This is a genomic window from Agrobacterium sp. OT33 (assembly GCF_017313365.1).
GTDB lineage: Bacteria > Pseudomonadota > Alphaproteobacteria > Rhizobiales > Rhizobiaceae > Agrobacterium > Agrobacterium rhizogenes_A.
In genome coordinates this window covers 179,131-202,757 of sequence record NZ_JAFLMZ010000001.1, presented here as the reverse complement: position 1 = coordinate 202,757, position 23,627 = coordinate 179,131, and the positions used below count along the sequence as shown (strand labels likewise).

Genomic DNA, 23,627 nt, shown 5'->3' with positions numbered 1-23,627 from the left:
CGATAACAACAAGAACAGGGGAAGGGCATTGCGCGGAATGATCAAGGGCAGAATGTCATGAGCAGCCGTATCGCACGTTTCGCTCTTTCCGGTTACCGGATCGCCGGTATTGCCGCCTATCCCTTTGCCCGGCCCTATCTTTCCTATCGGGCCGCAAAGGGCAAGGAAGACAAGCGCCGCCGCTTCGAACGTTTCGGTTATGCCAGCGCCGAGCGCCCGCGCGGGCCGCTCGTCTGGTTCCATGCCGCAAGCGTGGGCGAAACGCTTGCCCTCATTCCGCTGATCCGCGAAATCCGCAAACGCGACATTTTCGTGCTCCTGACTACCGGCACCGTCACCTCGGCCGAACTGACCCGCACGCGGCTGGGCGACGATGTGATCCACCAATATGTGCCGCTCGATATCAAGATCGCGGTCAACCGCTTCCTCACCTATTGGGCGCCGGATGCCGCCATAACAGCTGAATCGGAAATCTGGCCGGTGACGATGATGGAGCTGGAGCGCCGGCATATCCCGCAGATCCGGGTCAATGCCCGTCTGTCCGACCGGTCCTTCGACCGCTGGAAAAACCGGCACGATATTGCGGAATCGCTGTTTTCCAAGCTGGCGCTGGTGGTTGCGCAATCCGATCTCGATGCCGAGCGTTTCCGCGATCTCGGCTCCTGGCCGGTGGTGATATCGGGTAATCTCAAGGGCGATACCGACCCGCCGCCCTGCGACGAGGCGCTGCTGGAGACCTATCGCAAGCAGGTCGGCAACCGCAAGACCTGGGCGGCGATCTCCACCTTCGACGGCGAAGAAAAGGCCGCAGCCACCGTGCACGCGGCGATCAAGTCGCGCAACGGTCAGTTGACCATCATCGTGCCGCGCCATCCAGAGCGTGGCGACGATGTGGAAGCCATGCTGAAGGGCATGGGACTGACGGTGGCGCGCCGTAGCCGCAACGACGTGATCACGCCGGAAACCGATATTTTCCTTGGCGATTCCATCGGCGAAATGGGGCTTTACCTGCGGTTGACCGAGCTTGCCTTCGTCGGCCGGTCGCTGACGGCGGAAGGCGGGCAGAACCCGCTGGAGCCGGCCATGCTCGGCTGTGCCGTTTTGTCGGGCGCGCATGTGCAGAATTTCCGCGAGGCCTATCAGAAGCTCATCCGCGCCGGCGGTGGTCGTATCATCCGCGATATAGAGATGCTGGCCAAGGCAGTGCATTATCTGCTGGTCAACGACAATGAGCGTTACAAGATGATCGATGCGGGCAATCGCGTCATTCAGGATATGCGCGGCGCGCTGTCCTCCACCGTCAAGGCGCTGGAACCCTATATCAATCCGCTTACCGTTTCGGCCAAGCTGCAACCGCGGAGCGCCATCGGTTCATGGTAGCGGATATCGAACTTGATGCGGCGCAGTCGATTGTCGCTGTCCTTTTCGACAAGGACGGAACGCTTTTAGGTTATGACGCCAGCTGGGGACCGGTGAACCGCGAACTTGCGGCGATCGCGGCCAAAGGCGACGCGGCGCTTGCCGACCGGCTTCTCATCGCCTGCGGCATGGACCCCGTCACTGGCCATGTGGTGCCCGACAGCCTGCTGGCCGCCGGCAATACGGCGGAAATCGCCGCCGGTCTGGTCGCTGCCGGCTCGCCCTGTGATGTCGGCGAACTGACGGCGCGCCTCGATCGGCTCTTCACCGAGGCCGCCGATAAATCCGTGCCCGTCACCGATCTCAAGGCGTTTTTCGCACGGCTGAAGGCGCGCGGCTACAAGCTCGGCATCGCCTCCAGCGACAATGAAAATTCCATTCGCCAGACGGCCATCCGCTTCGGTTTCGAGAGCGATGTCGATTTCGTCGCGGGTTATGACAGCGGTTACGGCACCAAGCCGCAGCCCGGCATGGTTCTCGGTTTCTGCGAGGCGATCGGATTCCCGCCGGAACGTGTGGCTGTTGTCGGCGACAATAACCACGATCTGCATATGGCGAGGAACGCGGGTGCGGGGTTGCGCATCGCCGTTCTGACGGGAACCGGTTCCCGCGAAAGCCTCGGCGCGGATGCGGATTATTGTCTTGACGATATTACCGCGCTTGAAGCCCTGCTGCCGGAACGGGTTGTTTGAAGCGGTAAGCGCGCGGCTTTCCGCGCGCCTTTCATTGTCGCGGCCCTCTCTATGTCCCGTCATACCGGCCCTGAGCCGGTATCCAGCCGACGGGCGTCTGCCCGACGAAAGGACTTTTCTCAGCCCAAGGACTTGGTTTGGCTGGATACCGGCTCGAGGCCGGTATGACGATAGAATGGATATCGCGGCGCTCAGTTTGAAGCTCCGTGTTGAAGCACGGCAGCCCGTGTCGGACCGATGCGTGAAACCCGTCTATTCCGATTTTGCAATTTACGGTTTTTTCTGGCAAACAACCCCTGACGTATAACATCCGAACGAATGCCGTGGGCGACGCGGCCGGGAGCGGAAATAGATGGTTTCTGAGGCGCCGCCCTTCTGGTGGCAGAAAGCGGGCTGGCAGGCATGGCTCCTGTCGCCTTTCTCGCTTCTCTACGGCAAGGTCGCCGGACGGCGGATGCGAACGGCGAAACGGGCAAGCGTTGCCGTCCCCGTGATCTGCATCGGCAATTTCACGGTCGGCGGTGCAGGCAAGACACCGACCGCGATAGCAATCGCCCGGGCCGCCGTTGCCAAGGGAATGAAACCCGGTTTCCTCAGCCGCGGTTATGGCGGCACGCTTGATGTCACCACCCTTGTCGATCCACAGCACCACCGCTCCGCCGATGTCGGCGATGAGCCGCTGCTTCTGGCGCGTGAGGCGGTGACGGTGATTTCACGCCGGCGCGTGGAAGGCGCACACCGGCTGGTGAAGGAGGGCGTCGATCTCATCATCATGGATGACGGTTTCCAGAGCGCGCGCCTGACGCTCGATTATGCGCTTGTCGTCATCGATACGGTACGCGGTATCGGCAATGGCCATCTCGTGCCGGGTGGCCCCGTCAGGGCGCCGCTGGCCGAGCAGATGCGGCAGATGACCGGTCTTTTGAAGGTTGGCAACGGCCATGCCGCCGATCCGCTTGTGAGACAGGCGGCAAAGGCCGCCAAACCCGTCTTCGTGGCGGCGATCACGCCACAGGAGCCGCAGGATTTCAGGGGAAGGCGCGTGCTGGCCTATGCCGGTATCGCCGATCCGGCCAAGTTTTTCAGAACCGTCGAGGCGCTTGGCGGCGATATCGTGCTGCAGCGCTCTTTCCCGGATCATCACCACTTCAGCGACGATGAGATCGCCGATCTTCTGCAGGATGCAGGCAGGCAGAACTTGCAGCTGGTGACGACCGCCAAGGACGCCGTTCGGCTTAACGGGCACCACGGCCGGGCGGAAGAATTACTGTGGAACAGCCTGGTGATCGAGATCGACATGGTGTTCGATGACCCCAACGCGGCCGCGACGATCATCGATGCCGCAATCCAGCATTGCCGCGCCCGCCTGCTGCGGGAAAATGCCCGGTCGTCATTTTAGAGGTTGTCGGCAAGGTCCGGAAACCTCTCCTCCGTCATGCTCGGGCCTGTCCCGAGCATCTGCAACCTATCGATTTATGAGACATCAGCAGATCCTCGGCGCAAGGCCGAGGATGACGTCGAGTGAGGGTGTCAGCCGCCTCTGCAACGGCTCCTGAGAAAGCCGCTTAACATTGAAACGCGTCAGCACGCCGCTTCCCAACTCACGCCGGCAAATTGCCAGCCTTCTGCTCGGCCTCCAGCGAAGCCGCCGCATCCAAATAGGCTTCCTGTCGCGCCACGCTCCAGTAGCGTAATTCATCGAGCGGAACGGCCTTGCCGGTGATGGCGCAGATGACATGCGAGCCGGTCTGGACGATGCGGAAGTCACCGTCGAGATATTCGATGACGGCGAGGCGGTTGCCGCCTCCTTCAAATCTGTTCATCCGTTTTCGTCTCCTGCTCTGTCCTGTCAGGGCACCCAGTCCGAAACGGCGTAGCGTTCTCCTGAACAATCCGGATGCTCCAGTGTCCTGAATTTATATAGTCCGGCGCGGCGCAAGGCCAGCCCCGCCCGCCTGCCATTTAATGAAGGCGTCAGCTTCGGCCGAAGAGCCGTTCTATATCGGAAAGTTTCAGTTCGATATAGGTCGGACGGCCATGATTGCACTGTCCCGAGCCCGGCGTGTTTTCCATTTGCCGCAAAAGCGCGTTCATTTCTTCCGGCCGCATGCGCCGGCCGGAACGCACGGAACCGTGGCAGGCCATGGTGGCGGCGACATATTCCAGCTTGTTGGCCAGCGTGGAGGCCGCATCCCATTCGGCGATCTCGTCGGCAAGCTGGCGCACCAGCCCCTGCACATTGACCTCGCCCAGCATGGCCGGCGTTTCCCGGACGGCGACCGCGCCCGGACCGAAACGCTCGATGACGAGGCCCAGCGCATCGAAGCCGGCGGCATGATCCATCAGCCGGTCGCAATCCTCTTCCGGCAGATCGATGATCTCAGGAATGAGCAGCACCTGCGAAGGTGGCCGCCTGGAATGCAGCGCATTGCGCATTTCCTCGAACACCAGCCGCTCATGCGCGGCATGCTGGTCGACGATGACGAGGCCGTTTTCCGTCTGCGCGATGATGTAGTTCTCATGCAGCTGCGCCCTTGCGGCTCCGAGCGGGTAGAGCACCGGTTCGGGCGAGGGGGCTGCGGCGGCTTCGTAAACCTCACGCGGTTCGGCCCGCGCTGTCGGCATGGTGATGTCGGAAAAGCGCGATTGCACCGCTTCCGCAAATTGCATGTCCCCGGAAACGGTAAGCGGCCGCGAAGGCGAGGTGGCGGCAGACCATGGCGCGGAAGCCGGCATGGAAGGCGAGGGCCGCAGGCCGGACGGGCTATAGCCGGGGCGGAAGGCGTTCATCATCTGGCTGGCGCCCGTTGTCGCAGCCCTGTCGCCGTCGCGCGTCAGCGCCTGCCGGATCGCACCGACGATCAGCCCGCGAATGAGGCCGGGGTCGCGAAAACGCACGTCGGATTTCGCCGGATGCACGTTCACATCCACAAAGGCGGGGTCGAGCGTGATGGACAGCACCGCGACCGGATATCGTCCATGCGGCACGGTTTCGGCATAGGCGCCGCGAATGGCGGATAAAAGCAGCTTGTCCTGCACCGGGCGACCGTTGACGAAGACATATTGATGCGCCGAGTTGCCGCGATTGAAGGTCGGCACGCCGGCAAAGCCGGTCAGCGTCACATCCTCGCGTCCGGCATCGATCTCGATGGCGTTGTCCTTGAATTCCGCGCCGAGGATTTGCGCCATGCGGGCGAGATGATCGTCGCCCGTGGAGGGGATTTCGAGCGTCGAACGGTCCGTGCCTGACAGCACGAAGCGGATATGCGGAAAGGCGATCGCCATGCGCTTGACGACCTCGGTGATCGCGGCCGCCTCGGCGCGTTCCGTCTTCAGGAATTTCAGCCGTGCTGGCGTGGCAAAGAACAGGTCGCGTACCTCGACGATGGTGCCGGCATTCGAGGCGGCGGGCCGCACATCCGAAACCCTGCCGCCGGTGACGGAAATCACCGAGCCCTGTTCCGCGCCCTGTTGGCGGCTGGTAATCGTCAGCTTGGCGACGGAGCCGATGGAGGGCAGCGCCTCGCCGCGAAACCCGAGCGTGCGGATATCATCCAGCGTATCGGAAATTTTCGAGGTGCAGTGACGCCTGACCGCAAGCTCCAGATCGGCAGGCGACATGCCGGAGCCGTTGTCGGTAATCCGCACCAGCCCCTTGCCGCCACCCGCAGTGGCGATCTCGATGCGGGTCGCGCCCGCGTCGATGGCGTTTTCCACCAGTTCCTTCGTGGCGCTGGACGGTCTTTCGATGACCTCGCCGGCGGCGATCTGGTTGATGAGGGTTTCTGAAAGCTGCTTGATGGCCATGATCGTCATTTTCGCGGATTCGCGGCTGCTTCGAAAGTAAAAAACCCGGGCTGCGGAAATTTGCACATGTTTTGCGGGTTTCCGGGCATTTGATCATTTCCGTCAACACCCGGGTAAGCGTTAATCCGCCTTTAATCGGCCTTGATTATGGTGGGGCGGCTTGAAATGACCGCAGGAAAGAGGCCCCCTTTTCGGGTGGTGTGTGACGTCGATTATGGGTGAACGTCATCTTCTCCTCAAGACTGCTTCAAGTGGCGAACCCTGATGTCTCTTTTTCGGAATTTGTCGTTTCATCCCGGCATCTGCCCTGAACGATTCCATTAGAAACATAAGCCTGACCCATTAAAACAGGCGGGAGTTTGCAGTTGAGTGATTTGGCGTCCTCTGGCGCGGGCGTTCATACGGTGATGCTTGATGCCCTTTGCGACGCGCTTGGCGCGGCGATCGTCGTTTACGACCGTAACGATCACATTATTTTCGCAAGCCGGAAACTCATGAGTTTTTTCCCGCTGGAAGAGGCCGTTGTCGGCCCCGGTGCGCGGCTGCGCGATTATCTGAGCGCGCTCTATGATTGCTACCTGCTCGAGACGGAAAACCTTGCCGCCAATGCCCGCCAGCTTGGGCGGGACGAATGGATCGGCGAGCGGCTGGCGCTGCACTGGAAGGAAAGATCGGAAAAGACCGAACGCCTGAAGGGAGAGCGCTTCCTGCGCTTCGTCATGAACCGCCTGCCTTCCGGGCTCGGCATCAGTGTCGTCGCCGATATTTCCGAACAGAAGAAAAGGGAAGAACAGTGGCGCATCGACCTTGAACGGGTGCAGCTGATCGAGGACATCCTCGACAATCTGCCGTTTCCCGTCTTCGTCAAGGACAGGAACATGGCCTATGCGGCCGTGAACAAATCCGCTTGCGCCATGGTCGAAACCAGTGCGGAGAGCATTCTCGGCAAGACGGTGTTCGATCTGCATTCGCGCAAGGTCGCCGCGCAGATCGACGCGGCCGACCGCATGGTGATGGACAGCGGCACATCGAGCCTCATTCCCGAAAGGGTGAGACGCCTCAATGGCGAGGAAGTGCTGACGATTACCCGCAAGCAGCGTGTGGGCCGTCCGGGCCGGCATTTTCTGGTGACGACGATGGAGGATGTCACGGCACTTGCCACCGTCGATGCGAGCGGCAGGCCCGTCATTCCCTCGCTTGAACATGTTGCCTTCGTCGCCTCGACCTATGGCAGGGGCGACGAGGGCGATCCGGCAAAAGACCTGCTGAAAAGCAAGGCGGTCCTCATCGTGTCCGAAAGCGGACGTTTTGCCGAAGCCGCCGGCCGCCGGCTTGCCGCCGGCGGCATGGATCATGCGGCGGTGACGAGCGAGCAGGAGCAGCGGGCATTCATCGATATCGCCGCTTCCGCCGGCGTGAATATCGACGTCGTCGTCGTCGATGCCCAGATGAGCGTCACATGTCTCGATATCGCCGCTGCGCATGGTCTGCCGGTCGTCACCATCGAGGAAGGGGAGATCGATGCCTCCCTGCTGCATTATGTCGCCGTTGGCCTCAGGTCGTCGCCAGGCGAGAAATCGCCGGAGGAAGACTGGGAGATCATGACGGAAGACCTGCCCGATATCCTCAAGACGGGTGGCGTCTGCGAGATACTTCTCGTTGAGGATAACCGGGTCAACCAGATCGTCTTTTCGCAGATACTGGAAGGGTTGGGGCTTTCCTGGCGGCTTGCCATCACGGGTGAGGAGGCCCTGCGTCTTTTCAAGGAACAGGCGCCCTCCGTTGTCCTGCTCGACACGACGCTTGCCGATATCGACGGTTTCGAGGTTGCCCGCCGTATGCGTGAACTGGCTGGCGAGCACCATATCCCCATCGTCGGCGTCATCACCCACGCCTTCGAGGGCGATCTGGACAAATGCCTCGCGTCCGGCATGAATGACATGTTGCTTAAACCCGTCAGTCCCGACATGGTCGAGGCGGTTTTCCTGCGGCTTTTCGGCAAGGATGCCCTTAGGCTTCATGCCTGATACCCGCCGCCGCCTGGTTGCGGCGGTGAAGGGAAAATACAATTCTTTGCCGCGCCGGGGTCATTTTGCGCGCGCCGTGTACTTTCGGGAAATGCCGCCGCATTTTGGTCCGCGGCTCTATGGTTTTTTTAATACTTGCCCTGCATTGTGAGCGCGGTCGACACAGGATTCACGAGATGCAGGAATGAAACGGGCAGAGCCGCAATCGTTGCAGGTCAGCCAGAACGAATTGCAGGCCATGGCCTACAGCGATCCGCTGACGGGGCTCGGCAACCGTTACCGTCTGCGGGACAAGATTCGCATGCTGGCCAGCGAACGTTCCAGCGACCCGGCGCCCTTCACGGTCGGCATTGCCAATATAGACGGCTTCAAACCCATCAATGATCTTTTCGGCGTTCAGGCGGGCGATGAAATCCTGTGTCAGGTTGCGCACCGGCTGAAGGCCTGCATTCCCGATGGCGCCGTCGTGACGCGCCATGACGGAGACGAATTCGCCTTCGTCCTGCCTTTGGTGTTCGAACGCACCGGCGCGGAGCGTATCGGCAACATGATCAAGGACGTGCTTTCCGCCCCTTACGATCTTGGTGACCGCAACGTCCGGCTCTCCTCTTCCTTCGGTTTTGCCATCTATCCCTTTGCCGGCGATGATTTCGAGGATCTGCTGAAAAGCGCCGAGACGGCGCTTTATCGCTCAAAACGGCGCGGCCGTGGCCAGATAACGGTCTATTCGCGTGAGATCGCCCAGGAAATGAAGCGCGCCACGCAGCTGGAGCAGGCGCTCAGAAACGCCATCATCACCGACGCGATCGACGTGCATTTCCAGCCCATCGTCCGGCTGGAAGAGGCGAAGGTCATCGGTTTCGAGGCGCTGGCCCGCTGGAACGATCCCGATCTCGGTTTCGTATCGCCCGCCGTTTTCGTGCCGCTTGCCGAAGAACGCGGTTTCATCGACGCGTTGTCGGAAGCTTTGCTCCGAAAGGCGGCGGAAGCGGCCCTGTTCTGGCCGCGTGAACTCTTCCTGTCCTTCAACCTGTCGTCAGCGCAATTGATGGACCCGAGCACGGCGGACAATATTCTCTCCATCCTTTCCCGCGTCGGCCTCGACCCGCACCGGCTGGAACTGGAGATCACCGAAACGGCCGTCATGACTTCAGCCGATACCGCGCAACGCATCATCAGCGAATTGCAGAGCGCCGGCGTTCGCATTTCCCTTGACGATTTCGGCACTGGCCAGTCGAGCCTTGGCCGCCTGCGCGACTTCACCTTCGACAAGGTGAAGATCGACCGCGCCTTCGTCTCGCGCATCAGCAGCGATCGTCCCTCGGAACATATCATCAAGGCCATCGTCGCCATGTGCGACGGTCTCGATCTCGAAGTCGTGGCCGAAGGGATCGAGGAACGGGTGGAAGAGGAAAAGCTGCGCGCGCTTGGCTGCGCCATGGGGCAGGGTTATTTCTACGGCCGGCCGGCCGATGCCGCCGCGACCCAGCGGTATCTGCACGAGAACTATCGCGAGATATTGTCGGATATTTCCTGAGACGGTGCGGCCTCGCAGCGACGCTTGGCGGCGCAGTATCCCGGACAGGCTTGTATGCGCCGGCGTATCCCCACAACCCTCATTCCGCTGACATGCAAAGGAATGAGGGAAGTCATTTCGGGGATGCCGACTGGACGGCGCTCCGCATTTTGTTGCGGGCGGCCCGCGCCTCGCTTCACAACCGGTAAAGCGGCTCGAACCGGCCCTTGACCTCTATGCCGAGATCGAAAGTCAGGCCATGCTGCGGATTGGCGGCAATGGCGTCATCATCGAGATGTTCGCGCGCCGAGGTGACCAGAAGGCGCGATGCGTCCGGGCCGATGAAGGCCGGGCAGGTTGTCTGTCCGCCGGGCACCTCATATCGGGCTATATGGTTGCCGTCCGCGTCGTAGCGATCGACCGCACCCACGCCCCAGCGGGCGTTCCAGATATGTCCTTCGGCATCGCAGACCGACCCGTCAATGCCGCCTTTGATACCGGTGGAATCGATGAGGACTTCAGCCCTGCCGGAGGGAAGGCCGGTCCCGGCATCGAGCGGCACCCGCATCAGCTTGTTCACCTTGGTATCGACGTAATATCCCGTCGCGCCGTCGGGCGAAAAGCAGATCGAATTCGGAATGCTGATATCGGCAAACAGCTTCGTCACGGCGCCTTTGGAAACATGGTAGATGCTGCCCGCGCCAATTTCCGCCTTGCGGCCCATGGTGCCGATCCACAGCGCACCGGAAGGGTGCATGCGCCCGTCATTGGAGCGGTTGCCGGGCAGGTCCTTTTCCAGTTCCGCGTAAAGGGTCAGCACGCCGGTGGCCGCATCGCGCAGGAAAAGCCCGTCATCGGAGGCGATCAACTGCTTGCTGTCGCTGATCTTGGCGAGCGCGCTGCCCATGAAGGGCAGGGCGTGTACGGCCTTGCGGCCGGAGGCGATGTGCAACTCGTGCAATTCGCGTTCGATGATATTGAACCACCAGGCGGTGCCGGCGACGGGATCGAAGGTCGGGCCCTCGCCAAGCGTCATCGGCGTTTCGTCAAGCACACGTCCGGCAAACGGAAAAACGGTCACCACGCTCTTATCCTCCGATGGCTGCGTCATAGGCCGCGAGCGTGACGGTGGCGCGCTCGCGCACCTCCGCCGCCGTCATGCCGGGCTTGTAGAGGCTGGTTCCAAGGCCGAAAGCGGTGATGCCGGCCGAGGTATATTCGGCAAAATTCCGATCCGAGACGCCGCCGACCGCGGCGATGACCAGATCCTTCGGCAGGATCGTCCTGATCGCATTGATGCCGGAAGGGCCGATGATGCTGGCGGGGAAGAATTTCAGCCCCGTGGCTCCGGCCTTTGCGGCCACCAGCGCTTCGGTGGGGGTGAGAACGCCCGGCATCGTCACCATGCCCTTGACGCGCGCGGCAACGATCACATCGGCGTCGGCATTGGGGCTCACCATCAGCTTGCCGCCGGCCGCATCCAGCGATGCGACATCCTCCACGCTCAGCACGGTGCCGGCGCCGATCAGGCAGTCGGCCGGGGCCATCTTCGCGGCGATCTCGATGGAGCGGAACGGATCTGGCGAATTGAGCGGGATTTCGATGGCGCGGAAGCCGGTTTCGATCAGCGCGCCGACCACGCCTTCGGTTTCCTCGGGTCTGAGACCGCGCAGGATGGCGATCAGCGGATATTTGATGGAAGGGAAGGGAATACGCATGATGTCTCTTTATCCTATGGCCAGATGGCATTCGCAGCGGCCAGCAACCCGCGCCGCACGGCCTCGTCGGCGTCGATGACCGTATAATGTATATCAAGGGCGGTGAAGGCGCCTTCGTAAAGCGCGCCGAGCGCGCCGGAGCCGATCAGCACGACAGGTGTGTCCCGCCGCGCGTTGGAGTGAGCGCCGGCAATTTCCAGCCCGATCATGGTGCCGGAAAGCTTGGCCTTCGCATCGGTGGCGGTGAGGCCGTGCAGCAATTGCCCGGACCGCAGGGTGAACAGGCGATTGGTGGCGAGTTGCGGATTGGCGTAGATGTCGCGCACGGCGGCCTTGAAGGCGTCGTGCGCGCCGGTAAAGGCGTCCGCTTCGGCCACCGCGTGGGAAAGGATCGTCTGTTTCGAGATGACCTCGAACAGTTCGCCGGTCATGAAGGTGGCAAATCGGGTCACCGCGCCGCTACGGACGGTCACCCACTTGGAATGCGTGCCCGGCATGCAGACCAGCTTTTCGCCGACATCGGCGGAGGCGAGCGCGCCGAGCAGTTGCGTTTCCTCGCCGCGCATCACATCGGGTGCGGCTTTATCGCGTTGCGCCAGCCCCGGAAGAATGCGGACATCCCGTGTCTGGCCCGGCACACGGACCGCGCCGTCCAGAACCGCCGAAAGCGATGCCGGAACGTCGATATAACCCGCCTCGACCCAGCCCTGCCGGGCGCCGGCCATGCCGCAGACGAGAACCGGCAGGTTTTCCGGTGCGCCGATGGCATCGAGATGCGATTGCAGCACCTCGGCAAAGCCGGTGCGCATGGCGGTGGTCATGCCTTCCGCGCTGCGCCGCTCGCCCAGCACCGCGCCCGACCGGCTGAGAAGCCAGAGCCGGAAACTGGTCGTGCCCCAGTCGACGGCGATAAAAGCGGGTTCAGACATTATAGGAGGCCTCCGTCTACGATTATGGATTGCGCCGTGATGGCGCCCGATGCCGATGATGCGAGAAACAGGCTCGGGCCCGCCAGATCGGCGGCGACGAGCGTGCGTTTGAGACATTGCCGTGCCATGGTGGCGGCAATACCCTCGTCCGTCAGCCACAGTTCCTTCTGCCGCTCCGTCACGATCATGCCGGGCAGCAGCGTGTTGACGCGGATATTGTCCGGTCCCAGCCTGCCGGCAAGGCTTTTCGTCAGGCCGATAATGCCGGCCTTGGCCGCCGCATAGGACGGCAGTTCACCCATGTTCAGCAGGAACGAGATGGACGAAAAATTGACGATGGATGCATTATTTGCCTGCCGCAGATAGGGCAGCGCGGCCTGAACCGTGAAGAATATCTGCTTGAGATTGATCGCCTGATTGGCGTCCCAATAGGCTTCCGTCACGGTATCGATATCGTGGCGGTCGTCCCATGCGGCGTTGTTGACCAGCACCTTGATGCCGCCGGTGGCGGAGGCAGCCGCATCCACTGTGCTTGCGATCGCAGCGATGTCGCGCAGATCGGTCCTGAAGAAATGCACCGGATGCGGTGCGAGTCCGGCAAGCCGCCGGACAAGTGCCGTGCTCGGCTCCTCGGCGATGTCGATGAAGGCAACCTTCGCCCCCTGCATTGCAAAGGCTTCCACCAGCGATGCCCCGATGCCGGAACCGCCGCCCGTTATGAGCACGCCCGCATCCTTGAGGTCTGGAAAGAGGGCTTGAGTCATCGGTTTCGTCTCATCCATTGATGGGCTTGATTGTTCCAATATATGGAACTAGATTTTACTAAATGGAATTATTCTCTTGGCGTCACGCTTATGTCAAGGCAGATGACGGTGGATGTTGCCATGCCCGGTAGTAAAATGCCCAATGATCAAAAACATGATCCCGTTCCCGGCCGTGTGCGAAAAGCGGAAATGGAGACGGGGACGCTCGGAAAGGCCGTCTCGCTTCTGGAGCTTGTCGCCTTTGCCGAAAAACCGATGCGCTTTACCGATGTGGTCGAGGCTTGCGGCCAGCCGCGTGGCACGGTTCACCGCCAGCTCGCCCATCTCCTCGCCGAAGGCCTGATCGACCATGCCCCCGACCAGACCTATGTCGTGGGCCTGAGGCTGTTGCAACTGGCCGCAAAGGCCTGGAGCGGCAATGATCTGCGCAGCGTCGCCGCGCCGCATCTGGCGGCGCTGCAGGATGCGACGCAGGAATCCGTGCATCTCGCCGTTCTCAACGGCGGACAGGTCACCTATCTCGACAAGATCGAGGGCAGGCATACCCTGCGCATGCATTCGCAGGTCGGCAAGAGTTCACCGGTCTATTGTACGGGCGTGGGCAAGGCGGCGCTGTCCCTGCTGCCGGCCGATGATCTGGCAGAGCTTGCCGCCGGGCTGGATTTTCACCGCTTCACGGACAATACCATCGTCACGCCGGAGGCTCTGGTGAAGGATGTGGCGGCCATCCGCATGAACGGTTACGGTTTCGACCTTCAGGAACACGAGATCGGCATTCATTGCGTTGCCGCGCCGGTTCATGCGCCGGGGCGCAATTTCCATGCGGCGATTTCCGTGACCGGTCCCGCCTATCGGGTGGATGTCGAACAGCTTCGCAAATGGGCGCCGCAGGTGCGCGAAACGGCCGACAGAATTTCGGCGGAACTGGCCTGCCGATTATCCCCGGTTGCGGATGGTTGAGGAAAAGTGGGCGTGCTGATCCCTCGATTTTCGCCGTTGATATGGCGGATCGGGCGTCAATTTGCGCGAGTTAAATCTTATTTTCGATTATTCTGAATTAAGTTTTCAACTTTTGTTTGCATGAATCGTTTTGGTGAGTAACATCCCCGGCAATTTCCGGGCAAAGGTGGCCTTTGCGGCGGTATTTCTCATTCTCGAAGAACAGCTTTCATGCAGAAAACAGAGACGGCCGCCGTTCAGGCGATTGGTGTTGATTGCGTTCGCGAGATCGCCGGTCTGAACACGCAATTCGACATATTCCGGTTCTTGAAACGGCTGACGGAGGCCTGGGAATTCAGGGCTTTCATGGTGCTGGACCTGTCATCCGAAATGGCCAGCGAACTGTCGCAATATACCATCATCACCAGCTGGCCGGCCGAGCTTCTGCAGCGTTACGACGAAGAGGGGATGCTGCAGAACAGCCGGGTCATGGCCCAGCTGAAAAAATCGACCGTGCCCTTTTCCGTTTCCATGGATTTTCTGGCCAGAGGCGACGAGCACATCGCCAGGAAAACGGTGATCGGCCTGTTCGAGCGGTTCGAAATGATCAATTCGGTGTGGTTTCCCGTTCACGACATCACCACGACGCGGGGCGCGGTATCCTTTTCCGGCAACAAGACGCTTCTGCCGGCGAACCGCCTGGCGGAGCTTCTCTATATTTCCAGCCACGTCTTTGCCCGGCTGTCTGAAATCCGCCGGCTGGATCTCAGGGTTCCCGAAACCCTGAGCGAACGGGAGATCGATTGTCTGAACTGGACGGCGGCCGGCAAGACCAGCGCCGAGATCGCTGAAATCATGATGTTGTCGGAGCATACCATCAATCATTACCTGAACCGTGCGACGAAAAAACTCGATACAGTCAACCGCACCCAGGCTGTCGCCAAGGCGCTGCGGGTCGGTCTGATAAAATAGCGAAATCGTAATTTTATCATTGTGATAAACCGCTTCCTGGGCGATCCTTCTTTCGAATCACCGGAAAGGAGAAATCGTTTGCCGGAACGGCATAGGGTAAAAGCGGGATTTTCTCCGACTGTCGATTGCGCCGTGCTGATAGTCGCTGCCGAAAAAGGCTTTGCTGCCGATGAAGGCATTGAACTGAACCTTGTCCGAAAACAATCCGCACGCGCTGTCCTGACCGCGCTTGCCGGGGATGACGTTCACATTGCCCATCTGCCCGCTCCGGTGCCGGTCGGTTCAGCCGTCGGTCTCGATAACCTGCCGGCCGACATTGTCGGTGTTTTCACGCTCTCCCTCGGCGGATCGGCAACGACCGTTTCGCACGGTTTCTACGACGAGCTTTATCGTGAGGGCCTGAAGCTGCCGGACCCCGCGGCTTTCGGCCGGGCGATGGCCCGCGTCTGCGCGGCACGCCGGGCGGCGGGTGAAAATCCGCCGGTCTTTGCGGTCGAGGATATTGTCTCCACACCCTTTTATGCGCTGCGCTATCTCCTTGGCAGCTGCGGTGTGCTGCTTGGCCGGGACATGGAGATCGTCGAAGCCATGCCCAAGGCCATGCCGGGATTGCTCGAAAGCGGCAAGGTCGATGCACTCTGTACCGCCGAACCGGCGGGCAGCGCCGTGGTGCTGGGCGGCGCCGGGCGGATTGTCACGACCGGAGCGCTGATCTGGCACAACGCGCCGGAAAAGATACTGGCGGTGAAGCGGTCCTGGGCGGAGGAGAACGCCACCCCGCTGGAGGGGCTGCTTCGCGCGCTCTACCGCGCTGGGGAATGGTGTGCCAATTCAGCCAATATAGAGGAGCTCACGGGCATACTCGCCGCTCCCCACTATATGGACGAAAACGGTGAATTCCTGCTGCCGGCGCTGACGGGCTATATTTCCACCTCGCAGAGGGACATGCGGCGCTACCCGGAATTTTTCGTCACCAGCGCGAAGGCAGCCAATTTTCCCTGGCAGAGCCAGGCCCTGTGGTTCTTCAGCCAGATGCTGCGCTGGGGCGAAATTCCCGCCGAACGCCGGTTCGATGCGGCCATGCTGGAGGCTGCCCGCAATGCCTACCGGCCGGATATCTTCCGCAAGGCGATGAAGCCGCTTTTCGTGCCGGTGCCGGGCGCGAACCTGAAGCTGGAAGGCACGCTCAGGGAGCCGGTCCATGTCGGCGCGTCGCGCACGGGCCTCGTCCTCGGCCCGAACTGTTTTTTCGACGGCCGTGTCTTTGATCCCGAGACGCTGGATATGGACGACGAAATCTGAAATCACAGCGTTGAATCGTCGCTGGTCTTGGTTGTTTGCGCTTTGGCATTGGCGAAGCGCTCCCGCTTGTCTATGGATGACGCGGAGTTGAGCCCATATCCGGCCGGACGATGCAACGGAGTAAGACAATGGCAGAAGTCAGCAAGAACCAGGTGGAAAAGGCTTTGGAAGCCATCATCTATCCCGGCAGCGGCAAAAGCATCGTGGCGCTCGGCATGGTCTCGGAAATCTTCATCGCCGATGCGAAGGCTTATTTCTCGATCACCGTACCTGCGGACAAGGCGCAGGAGATGGAGCCTTTGCGGCTTTCCGCCGAACAGGCGGCAAAGGGTGTTCCGGGCATGGTCGGCGCGGTGGTGGCGCTGACGGCGGATCGCAAGCCGGGCCAGCAGCAGCCTGCCCGTCCCGCCGCCGCAACCGGTCGACCGGCCGCGCAGCCGCGCTCTTCCAAGGTGGGCGTGCCGGGTGTCGGCGCCATCATCGCCGTCGCTTCGGGCAAGGGCGGGGTCGGCAAATCGACGACATCAGTCAATCTGGCGCTCGGTCTTCAGGCGCTCGGCCTCAAGGTCGGCATGCTCGATGCCGATATTTACGGTCCGTCGCTGCCGCGGCTCCTGAAGATTTCGGGTCGCCCGCAGCAGCAGGAAGACCGCATCATCCTTCCCATGGAAAATTATGGCCTGAAGGTCATGTCCATGGGCTTCCTGGTGGATGAGGAGGCGGCAATGATCTGGCGCGGACCGATGGTGCAGTCCGCCCTGATGCAGATGCTGCGCGAAGTGGCCTGGGGCGAACTGGATGTGCTGGTGCTGGACATGCCGCCCGGCACGGGTGACGCGCAGTTGACCATCGCCCAGCAGGTGCCGCTTGCCGGTGCCGTCATCGTCTCCACGCCGCAGGACCTGGCGCTGATCGATGCGCGCAAGGGCATCACCATGTTCCGCAAGGTGGAAGTGCCGCTGCTCGGCGTCATCGAGAACATGAGCTATTTCATCGCGCCGGATACCGGTGCGCGTTACGATATTTTCGGCCATGGCGGCGCGAAGGCCGAAGCCGAAAGGATCGGCGTGCCGTTCCTCGGCGAGGTGCCGCTCACCATTTCCATCCGTGAAATGTCGGATGCCGGAACGCCTGTCGTCGCCGCCGAGCCGGATGGCCCGCAGGCGGCGATCTATCGCGATATCGCCGAAAAAGTCTGGGCGCGCATCGGCGCGGGCGAGAGAAAAGCCGCACCGAAGATCGTTTTCGAATAAGGCAGCGGCTTCCGGCGCAAAACCCGACGGGCCAATGTCAGCTTTGAATCGCCTTTTGAAAACAGAAGATTAGTCGCCAGTATCGGGCAAGCTTTCAGGACTGGAACGTCCAGAAATGCTTCGCCTGCAATGCTGTCGAGAAAAAATATTGCTTGATTGCATCTCGCTTTGGGCGCATACGCCTGCGCCGTTTGGCTCTTGGTCCATCGGGGTCGCGGGATATGAAATTCCGCAGGTCCCGGCGTTCCCTGAAGTGTCGTCCAAAGGTTTGCCGACCGCAAACAGGATATGTTAAGCAGCATTGCGGCTGAAGCTTGCGATGTGGACCGGAGAAACGGATTGATAAAAGCCTATCGCGCCAATTGCGAGGCGATCAGCCTGTCGCCTGACGACGGCTCCGAACAGATTCCCGACGACATCGTCTGGGTCGACATCGTCAATCCGGACAGGGCGGAAGAGCAGCATGTGGAAAAGCTGCTGGGGCTTGATCTGCCCACCCGCGAGGATCTGAAGGATATCGAACCCTCCAGCCGGCTTTACATGGAAGACGGCAATGTCTTCATGACCGCTTCCCTGGTCTGGAAAGCGGATTCGGACGATCCGCGCCTCACCGATGTCGCCTTCATTCTCGCCGGCCGGCGCCTCGTGACGATCCGTTATGCCGAGCCGAAATCCTTCCATCTCTTCATTGCCGCCATCACCCGCGTGCCGCACGAAATGCGCAGCGGCGCGGCGCTGCTTCTGAAGCTGCTTGAAACCATCGTTGACCGCACGGCGGAGATTCTCGAAAATTCGGTCACGGGGATCGACAATCTCGCCGCCGACATTCTTGGCAGCCAGGCCCGCTCCAAACGCAAGGCGCCGCGTTATCTCGAAGACCGCCTGAGCAACATCGCCGCCTATCACCGGCTGATCTCGAAGGTCCGCGTGAGCCTTGCATCCCTGGCGCGCCTTCAGACCTTTCTGTCCACCAGCGATCAGGTTCGCGAGGACAAGGGCGCGCGCGAGCAGGGCAAGTCGATCGGGCGCGATATTCAGTCGCTGAACGAACATGCCTCCTTCGTTTCCGGCAATCTGACCTTTCTGCTGGATGCCTCGCTCGGCATCATCAATATCGAGCAGAACAGCATCATCAAGATTTTCTCCATCGCTTCGGTGGTGTTCCTGCCACCGACGCTGGTGGCCTCGGTTTATGGAATGAACTTTCAGCTCATGCCGGAGTTGAACTGGACATTTGGTTATCCACTCGCGCTCATCGTCATGCTGATGTCCGCCATCATTCCGTTTCTCTTTTTTCGTTGGAAGGGCTGGCTCTGAGGAGCCAGGATCATCATGTCTCAAATCGTCGACAAGGACGTTGCCGAGAAACCGGATGCGGATGACAAGCATCAGAACAAGGGGCTTTATGCCGCGATCCTTGGCTCCATCGGCGTTGTCTATGGCGATATCGGCACCAGCCCGCTTTATGCCTTCCGCGAGGCCCTGCGGCCGATCGCCTATGATGGCGTGACGCGCGAGGAGGTCATCGGCCTGACATCCCTGATGATCTGGGCTTTGACGATCATCGTGACGTTCAAATACATCACCCTTCTGCTGCGGGCCGACAATGACGGCGAGGGCGGAACGCTCTCGCTGCTCGCGCTGCTGATGAAGACGGCGGGCACCCACCGCAGCGTTCTCATCGTCCTTGGTCTCATCGGTGCTGCGCTGTTCCTCGGCGATGCGATGATCACGCCGGCGCTGTCGGTGCTGTCGGCGGTCGAGGGGCTGAAACTCGTCACGCCCGCCATGGACGATTTCGTGATTCCCATATCGGTCGGCATTCTCATCGGCCTCTTCGCCATCCAGTCGCATGGCACGGGCACGGTGGCGAAATTCTTCGGGCCGATCACCGCGGTCTGGTTCATCGTCATGGGGCTTGCCGGCCTCATCCACATCGCCGATGACTTCGGCATTCTTTTCGCCTTCAATCCCTGGCACGCGGTGGAATTCCTGGCCAGTGAAGGGTTTCACGGCTTTATTGTGCTCGGTGCGGTTTTCCTGACGATCACGGGCGCGGAAGCGCTTTATGCCGATCTCGGGCATTTCGGCCGCCGTCCCATCCAGTGGGCGTGGTTCTGCCTGGTCTTCCCGGCTTTGACGCTGAATTATCTGGGGCAGGGCGCGCTGGTGCTGAAAGACCCGGCGGCCATGTCCAATCCCTTCTACCTCATGTTCCCGCAATGGGCGATCCTGCCGGCTGTCATCCTGGCCACCGCCGCTACCATCATCGCCAGCCAGGCGGTGATAACAGGCGCGTTCTCGCTCGTGCGCCAGGCGATCCACCTCGGATACCTGCCGCGCATGGAAATCCTCTTCACGTCTGAAACCAATACCGGGCAGATCTATCTGCCGGCCGTCAACACCATCCTGCTGTTCGGTGTCGTCGCGCTGGTCTTCACCTTCAAGAGTTCGGATGCGCTGGCCACCGCCTATGGCATTTCCGTCACCGGCGCGATGGTCGTCACCAGCCTGATGTTCTTCGAATTCGTGCGCAAGCGCTGGCAATGGTCGGTCTGGCTGGCAATTGCCGTGCTGGCGCCGCTTCTGCTGCTGGAACTGATCTTCCTCGGCGCGAACCTCCTGAAGATTCACGACGGCGGCTACGTGCCGGTGCTTCTGGCGATTGCCTTCACCATCATCATGACCACCTGGCAACGCGGTTCGAAGATTCTTTTCGCCAAGACCCGCCGCACCGATGTGCCGCTGAAGGCTTTCGTCGCCTCAGTGGAAAAGGAAAGCGCCCATGCGCCGGTGCGTGTGCCCGGCACGGCGATCTTCCTCACCGGCGATCCGGAGACGGCGCCGGCGGCGCTGCTGCACAATCTCAAGCATAACCACGTCCTTCACGACAAGAACGTCATTCTGACCATTCGCACCGAGGACCAGCCGCGCGTTCACCCGGAAGAGCGTTATACGCTGACGAAGATGAGCGACCGCTTTGCCGTGGTCGAGCTGCATTTCGGCTTCATGGAAACCCAGAATGTCACCCAGGCGCTGGGTTATCTGAGACGCACCGGCTACAAGTTCGATATCATGTCGACCTCGTTTTATCTCGGCCGCCGCAAGCTGGTGCCGGATCCGAAGTCCGGTATGCCGGGCTGGCAGAACCGCCTGTTCATCGCGCTTGCCGAAACCGCCGCCGATCCCTCGGATTATTTCCGCCTTCCGGCCAACCGCGTGGTGGAACTGGGCTCGCACGTCGTCGTCTGATGAGGTGGGCATGCCCTTAATGTAGCTGGGCGGTCTCCTTCTCTCCGTCATACCGGCCTTGAGCCGGTATCCAGCCAGCCCAAGTCCTTGGGCTGAAAGGAGTCTTTACGCCGCGCCGACGCGCGTCGGCTGGATTCCGGCTCGAGGCCGGAATGACGGATGTGGAGATGCCGTGCGGGACAGTTATGATCGGCACATGCGAACTCGACTCCACGCCACGCGCATTAGAATATGGCTACACATGAACGTGAAGCCGCGTCCTCGCGCGGCGTTAACCAAGCATCAAGGTTAATAAGAGATTCTCGAACACCTGTAGCAAATATGGTTGTCGGTGTTCGGAGTGCTGGTTTTGCGTTCGAAAAGAGTAATGCGTCGTCGGTCCTCCGTGTCCTTTCCGGGGTGGGCGTCAAAATGGACCTCGCCCGTCGTCTTCGGCCTTGCCGCCTGGCTTGTCTTTCCATCCCTCGCCGCGCGTGCCGATCTGGCCTCGCTGCTGGCCGGGCTGGACAATGGCGGCGAACAATGGCGCATGGTGCTGACGGCCTCTCCGGCGGGTTCGGTGCACAATGCCTCTCTCACCTTCAACGATGCGGCGGGGGAGGCGGCCCTGCATGGCGGCGGCATGACCCTGCCCGATGGCCGCAAGGTTGCCTTCGTCACCAACAAGAAGGGTGAGGCATCGACGCCGGATAGCGAGCGTGTGAACCGCGCCGCCAAGAAGGGTCGCATCGTTGCGACCGAAATCATGCAGCCGCCGAAGGCTTTCACCGCCGGCTCCGTCCTTCAACGCACCAGCATGCTGGATATAGAGCCGCTGAAGCGCAAGGACCGCACGGCTTTCGTGAAGCCGAAGCGCGGCAAGGATGTTGAACTCGCCTCCTTCTATTTCCGCCGCGATGAAAAGAAGGTGGACAAGAGCGTCTCGCCGATGCTCGCGGAACTCATCACCAACCGTACCCCCGACATTCTCGCCACGGCTTACGCGCCAGCCGCACCTGATTTCGCCCGCGAGTCGCCATTCGACGCCATTCTCAAAAAGCCGGAGGCTGGCCGCTTCGTGCCGCAGATCAGCCCGGAAGACCACGCATGGGCCGCGACCCCGCTGCCGGCCGAGGTGTTTTCCGCAGCCGAGCAGCAATGCCTGGCATCCGGCATCTATTTCGAGGCGCGCGGAGAATCGGTCAAGGGACAGGCGGCGGTGGCGCAGGTCATTCTTAACCGCGTGCGCAACCCCGCTTACCCCAAAACCATCTGCGGCGTGGTTTACCAGAACAAGGACTGGCGCAACCGCTGCCAGTTTTCCTTCGCCTGCGACAATATCAAGGACCGCGTGAATTCCGAGCGCCACTGGAAAATGGCGCGCGAAGTGGCCATGGCCACCACGGCCGGCAAGATCTGGCTGAAGGAAGTGGGCTCCGCCACCCATTATCATGCCGTTTACGTGCGTCCCGCCTGGGGCAAGTCCATGAAGAAGGTCGGCAGGATCGGTCTGCACGTGTTTTACCGTACCTATGGTGGCGGCTGGAGCTGATACCACCGCCGATTTGTCGCATTTTGCGTGTCAAAAATGCCGATTCCCTGGCGAAACATCGCCCCCAAACAGCGATTTGATGTCAAGCTATTGTTTTTGCATGATTAATTTGTGCTGCAACAACCGTCGCCAGTGCCTTGACTAGAGAAGCCCCTAAAACTATGTTGCGCGCGACTTCAGAGCGGGCTGGAACAGGCTTAATCCGTCACCGTTTACAACTCCAAAGGGTTCTGGCATGGCTGGAACGGAGAAAATGGGTGGGATTTTAGATGACTGGCAACCGTGACGATAGTCTGGACGAGCGCCGCAAGCGCCTTGCTGAAGAGCTGGCAAAGGTGAAGGCGGAGGATGAGGCGGAAGTGAGGGCGGAGACCAACGCTGCGGAAAGCCGGAAAGGCTTTGCGATGGCGGTCAAGCTCTCATCTGAGTTCATCTCGGCCATCGTGGTCGGCGCTATGCTGGGTTATCTTCTGGACTATTTTGTCGGCACGATGCCGTGGGGGATGATCGTTTTTCTTCTTCTCGGTTTCTGCGCAGGCGTATTGAATGTGTTGCGCTCGACGGGTGCCGTGGCCAAGCCGCCGCTGCTCGAGAGGGCCGACAAGCAGGACGAGGGTGGAAAAGGCGGCGTTTAAGCTGTTTTTTCTTGCAGTTGAGATGCCGCGATGCGCGGCGACAGGTAAAGAGGGCAGCCGGTGGCAAACGATCCGACCCATCAGTTCTTGGTGCAGCCGATCATTCCGATCGAAATTGGCGGCGTCGATTTTTCCTTCACCAATGCGTCGCTTTTCATGGTCGCGACCGTGGCTGCGGCTTCCGGTTTCCTTTATTTCGCAACGTCGAACCGCGGTCTGATCCCGACCCGCATGCAGTCCGTTGCTGAAATGTCCTACGAATTCATCGCCTCCATGCTGCGCGAAGGCGCCGGCAAGAAGGGCATGGTGTTCTTCCCCTTCGTCTTCTCGCTGTTCATGTTCGTGCTGACGGCCAACCTTCTCGGCATGTTCCCGTATTTCTTCACGGTCACCAGCCAGATCATCGTCACCTTCGCGCTCGCCTGCCTCGTCATCGGCACGGTCGTCGTTTACGGTTTCTGGAAGCACGGCCTGCATTTCTTCGGCATCTTCGCCCCTTCGGGCGTTCCCAAGGCGCTTCTGCCGCTGGTGTCCGCCATTGAAATGATTTCGTTTCTGTCGCGCCCGATCAGCCTTTCGGTTCGTCTTTTCGCGAACATGCTGGCCGGCCACATCACGCTCAAGGTTTTCGCAGGCTTCGTCGCCTCCATGAGCGCGCTCGGCGCGCTCGGCGTCGGCGGCGCTGTCCTGCCTCTGCTCATGACGGTCGCCATGACCGCTCTCGAATTTCTCGTTGCCTTCCTGCAGGCTTATGTCTTCGCGGTACTGACTTGCATGTACCTGAACGACGCCGTGCATGGTGGTCACTGAGAAGTAAAGTCGCTGGCCCCGGCAACGGGTGTCAAAAACAGCCGCAACAACCAATATCTCA

Annotated in this window: 20 protein-coding genes; 14 read left to right on the top strand and 6 right to left on the bottom strand. The window is 60.8% G+C overall.

The genetic code is table 11. The annotated features are described in order from the left end of the window. The first annotated feature begins 57 nt into the window (after window positions 1-57). The 3 genes from waaA (at window position 58) to lpxK (ending at window position 3,510) form a co-directional block, all read left to right on the top strand. The gene (waaA, locus tag JZX88_RS01045) at window positions 58-1,380 is read left to right on the top strand and encodes a lipid IV(A) 3-deoxy-D-manno-octulosonic acid transferase (RefSeq protein ID WP_065114982.1); all 1,323 of its coding nucleotides are present in this window, start codon (window positions 58-60) and stop codon (window positions 1,378-1,380) included. Further along, window positions 1,374-2,111, top strand: a complete 738-nt coding sequence (locus JZX88_RS01040; RefSeq protein ID WP_206912278.1) for an HAD family hydrolase — start codon at window positions 1,374-1,376, stop codon at window positions 2,109-2,111. Before waaA ends, JZX88_RS01040 begins: the two co-directional genes overlap by 7 nt. A gap of 352 nt (window positions 2,112-2,463) precedes the next feature. Further along, on the top strand, window positions 2,464-3,510 hold the full coding sequence (gene lpxK, locus JZX88_RS01035) for a tetraacyldisaccharide 4'-kinase (protein WP_206912276.1): 1,047 nt from the start codon (window positions 2,464-2,466) through the stop codon (window positions 3,508-3,510). A gap of 202 nt (window positions 3,511-3,712) precedes the next feature. On the opposite strand, the gene JZX88_RS01030 is transcribed toward lpxK, so the two are convergent. Together JZX88_RS01030 and mutL are read right to left on the bottom strand one after the other, a co-directional pair. Continuing rightward, window positions 3,713-3,934 carry a DUF2093 domain-containing protein gene (locus JZX88_RS01030; protein WP_065114985.1) on the bottom strand — a complete coding sequence of 74 codons (222 nt, stop codon included), beginning with the start codon at window positions 3,932-3,934 and terminating at the stop codon, window positions 3,713-3,715. A 151-nt stretch (window positions 3,935-4,085) separates the two neighbouring features. After that, on the bottom strand, window positions 4,086-5,918 hold the full coding sequence (mutL, locus tag JZX88_RS01025) for a DNA mismatch repair endonuclease MutL (protein ID WP_206912608.1): 1,833 nt from the start codon (window positions 5,916-5,918) through the stop codon (window positions 4,086-4,088). 407 nt (window positions 5,919-6,325) lie between these two features. On the opposite strand from mutL, the gene JZX88_RS01020 reads away from it, so the two are divergent. Both JZX88_RS01020 and JZX88_RS01015 read left to right on the top strand, forming a co-directional pair. Then, window positions 6,326-7,945 carry a response regulator gene (locus JZX88_RS01020; protein ID WP_206912607.1) on the top strand — a complete coding sequence of 540 codons (1,620 nt, stop codon included), beginning with the start codon at window positions 6,326-6,328 and terminating at the stop codon, window positions 7,943-7,945. Window positions 7,946-8,129: 184 nt separating this feature from the next. Then, on the top strand, window positions 8,130-9,482 hold the full coding sequence (locus JZX88_RS01015; RefSeq protein ID WP_174030761.1) for a bifunctional diguanylate cyclase/phosphodiesterase: 1,353 nt from the start codon (window positions 8,130-8,132) through the stop codon (window positions 9,480-9,482). A gap of 175 nt (window positions 9,483-9,657) precedes the next feature. Here JZX88_RS01015 and JZX88_RS01010 read toward each other — a convergent pair whose 3' ends face one another. The 4 genes from JZX88_RS01010 to JZX88_RS00995 are packed head-to-tail and all read right to left on the bottom strand — an operon-like array spanning window position 9,658 to window position 12,890. Then, entirely contained in the window at window positions 9,658-10,545 is an 888-nt protein-coding gene (locus JZX88_RS01010; RefSeq protein ID WP_206912274.1) for an SMP-30/gluconolactonase/LRE family protein, read from the bottom strand. Between the two features lie 4 nt (window positions 10,546-10,549). After that, the gene (locus tag JZX88_RS01005; protein ID WP_206912273.1) at window positions 10,550-11,179 is read right to left on the bottom strand and encodes a 2-dehydro-3-deoxy-6-phosphogalactonate aldolase; all 630 of its coding nucleotides are present in this window, start codon (window positions 11,177-11,179) and stop codon (window positions 10,550-10,552) included. A 14-nt stretch (window positions 11,180-11,193) separates the two neighbouring features. Then, window positions 11,194-12,108: a 2-dehydro-3-deoxygalactonokinase gene (locus JZX88_RS01000; RefSeq protein ID WP_206912272.1), complete on the bottom strand. Its 915-nt coding sequence runs from the start codon at window positions 12,106-12,108 to the stop codon at window positions 11,194-11,196. Further along, the gene (locus JZX88_RS00995; RefSeq protein WP_174030767.1) at window positions 12,108-12,890 is read right to left on the bottom strand and encodes an SDR family NAD(P)-dependent oxidoreductase; all 783 of its coding nucleotides are present in this window, start codon (window positions 12,888-12,890) and stop codon (window positions 12,108-12,110) included. The genes JZX88_RS01000 and JZX88_RS00995 overlap by 1 nt, the downstream gene beginning before the upstream one ends. A 72-nt stretch (window positions 12,891-12,962) precedes the next feature. Here JZX88_RS00995 and JZX88_RS00990 point away from each other — a divergent pair, with 72 nt between their 5' ends. The 9 genes from JZX88_RS00990 to JZX88_RS00950 all read left to right on the top strand — a co-directional run bounded on the left by JZX88_RS00990 (window position 12,963) and on the right by JZX88_RS00950 (window position 23,566). Beyond that, the gene (locus JZX88_RS00990; RefSeq protein ID WP_174028919.1) at window positions 12,963-13,832 is read left to right on the top strand and encodes an IclR family transcriptional regulator; all 870 of its coding nucleotides are present in this window, start codon (window positions 12,963-12,965) and stop codon (window positions 13,830-13,832) included. 210 nt (window positions 13,833-14,042) lie between these two features. Further along, window positions 14,043-14,783 carry a LuxR family transcriptional regulator gene (locus tag JZX88_RS00985; RefSeq protein ID WP_065114993.1) on the top strand — a complete coding sequence of 247 codons (741 nt, stop codon included), beginning with the start codon at window positions 14,043-14,045 and terminating at the stop codon, window positions 14,781-14,783. 78 nt (window positions 14,784-14,861) lie between these two features. Continuing rightward, entirely contained in the window at window positions 14,862-16,085 is a 1,224-nt protein-coding gene (locus tag JZX88_RS00980) for a CmpA/NrtA family ABC transporter substrate-binding protein (protein WP_206912271.1), read from the top strand. A 128-nt stretch (window positions 16,086-16,213) separates the two neighbouring features. Then, on the top strand, window positions 16,214-17,338 hold the full coding sequence (locus tag JZX88_RS00975; RefSeq protein WP_142855386.1) for an Mrp/NBP35 family ATP-binding protein: 1,125 nt from the start codon (window positions 16,214-16,216) through the stop codon (window positions 17,336-17,338). 339 nt (window positions 17,339-17,677) lie between these two features. Next, window positions 17,678-18,655 (top strand): magnesium transporter CorA family protein, encoded by a 978-nt coding sequence (locus JZX88_RS00970; protein WP_065114996.1) that lies wholly within the window; start codon window positions 17,678-17,680, stop codon window positions 18,653-18,655. A 15-nt stretch (window positions 18,656-18,670) separates the two neighbouring features. Beyond that, entirely contained in the window at window positions 18,671-20,590 is a 1,920-nt protein-coding gene (locus JZX88_RS00965; protein WP_065114997.1) for a potassium transporter Kup, read from the top strand. A gap of 367 nt (window positions 20,591-20,957) precedes the next feature. Beyond that, window positions 20,958-22,121 (top strand): cell wall hydrolase, encoded by a 1,164-nt coding sequence (locus JZX88_RS00960; RefSeq protein WP_065114998.1) that lies wholly within the window; start codon window positions 20,958-20,960, stop codon window positions 22,119-22,121. Between the two features lie 269 nt (window positions 22,122-22,390). Next, a complete protein-coding gene (locus tag JZX88_RS00955) occupies window positions 22,391-22,756 on the top strand; it encodes an AtpZ/AtpI family protein (protein ID WP_065114999.1) in 366 nt (121 codons plus the stop codon). 60 nt (window positions 22,757-22,816) lie between these two features. Next, a complete protein-coding gene (locus JZX88_RS00950; protein WP_065115000.1) occupies window positions 22,817-23,566 on the top strand; it encodes a F0F1 ATP synthase subunit A in 750 nt (249 codons plus the stop codon). The last annotated feature ends 61 nt before the right edge of the window (window positions 23,567-23,627 follow it).

Bases quoted from the DNA above. Each gene is read 5' to 3' on its own strand.
- JZX88_RS00955 (WP_065114999.1), top strand. From the start codon at position 22,391: ATGACTGGCAACCGTGACGATAGTCTGGACGAGCGCCGCAAGCGCCTT.
- JZX88_RS01000 (WP_206912272.1), bottom strand. From the start codon at position 12,108: ATGTCTGAACCCGCTTTTATCGCCGTCGACTGGGGCACGACCAGTTTC.
- JZX88_RS01015 (WP_174030761.1), top strand. From the start codon at position 8,130: ATGAAACGGGCAGAGCCGCAATCGTTGCAGGTCAGCCAGAACGAATTG.
- JZX88_RS01040 (WP_206912278.1), top strand. From the start codon at position 1,374: ATGGTAGCGGATATCGAACTTGATGCGGCGCAGTCGATTGTCGCTGTC.
- JZX88_RS00960 (WP_065114998.1), top strand. From the start codon at position 20,958: ATGCGTCGTCGGTCCTCCGTGTCCTTTCCGGGGTGGGCGTCAAAATGG.
- JZX88_RS00965 (WP_065114997.1), top strand. From the start codon at position 18,671: ATGTCTCAAATCGTCGACAAGGACGTTGCCGAGAAACCGGATGCGGAT.
- lpxK (WP_206912276.1), top strand. From the start codon at position 2,464: ATGGTTTCTGAGGCGCCGCCCTTCTGGTGGCAGAAAGCGGGCTGGCAG.
- JZX88_RS01005 (WP_206912273.1), bottom strand. From the start codon at position 11,179: ATGCGTATTCCCTTCCCTTCCATCAAATATCCGCTGATCGCCATCCTG.
- JZX88_RS00990 (WP_174028919.1), top strand. From the start codon at position 12,963: ATGTCAAGGCAGATGACGGTGGATGTTGCCATGCCCGGTAGTAAAATG.
- JZX88_RS01020 (WP_206912607.1), top strand. From the start codon at position 6,326: ATGCTTGATGCCCTTTGCGACGCGCTTGGCGCGGCGATCGTCGTTTAC.
- JZX88_RS00995 (WP_174030767.1), bottom strand. From the start codon at position 12,890: ATGGATGAGACGAAACCGATGACTCAAGCCCTCTTTCCAGACCTCAAG.
- mutL (WP_206912608.1), bottom strand. From the start codon at position 5,918: ATGGCCATCAAGCAGCTTTCAGAAACCCTCATCAACCAGATCGCCGCC.
- waaA (WP_065114982.1), top strand. From the start codon at position 58: ATGAGCAGCCGTATCGCACGTTTCGCTCTTTCCGGTTACCGGATCGCC.
- JZX88_RS00985 (WP_065114993.1), top strand. From the start codon at position 14,043: ATGCAGAAAACAGAGACGGCCGCCGTTCAGGCGATTGGTGTTGATTGC.
- JZX88_RS01030 (WP_065114985.1), bottom strand. From the start codon at position 3,934: ATGAACAGATTTGAAGGAGGCGGCAACCGCCTCGCCGTCATCGAATAT.
- JZX88_RS00975 (WP_142855386.1), top strand. From the start codon at position 16,214: ATGGCAGAAGTCAGCAAGAACCAGGTGGAAAAGGCTTTGGAAGCCATC.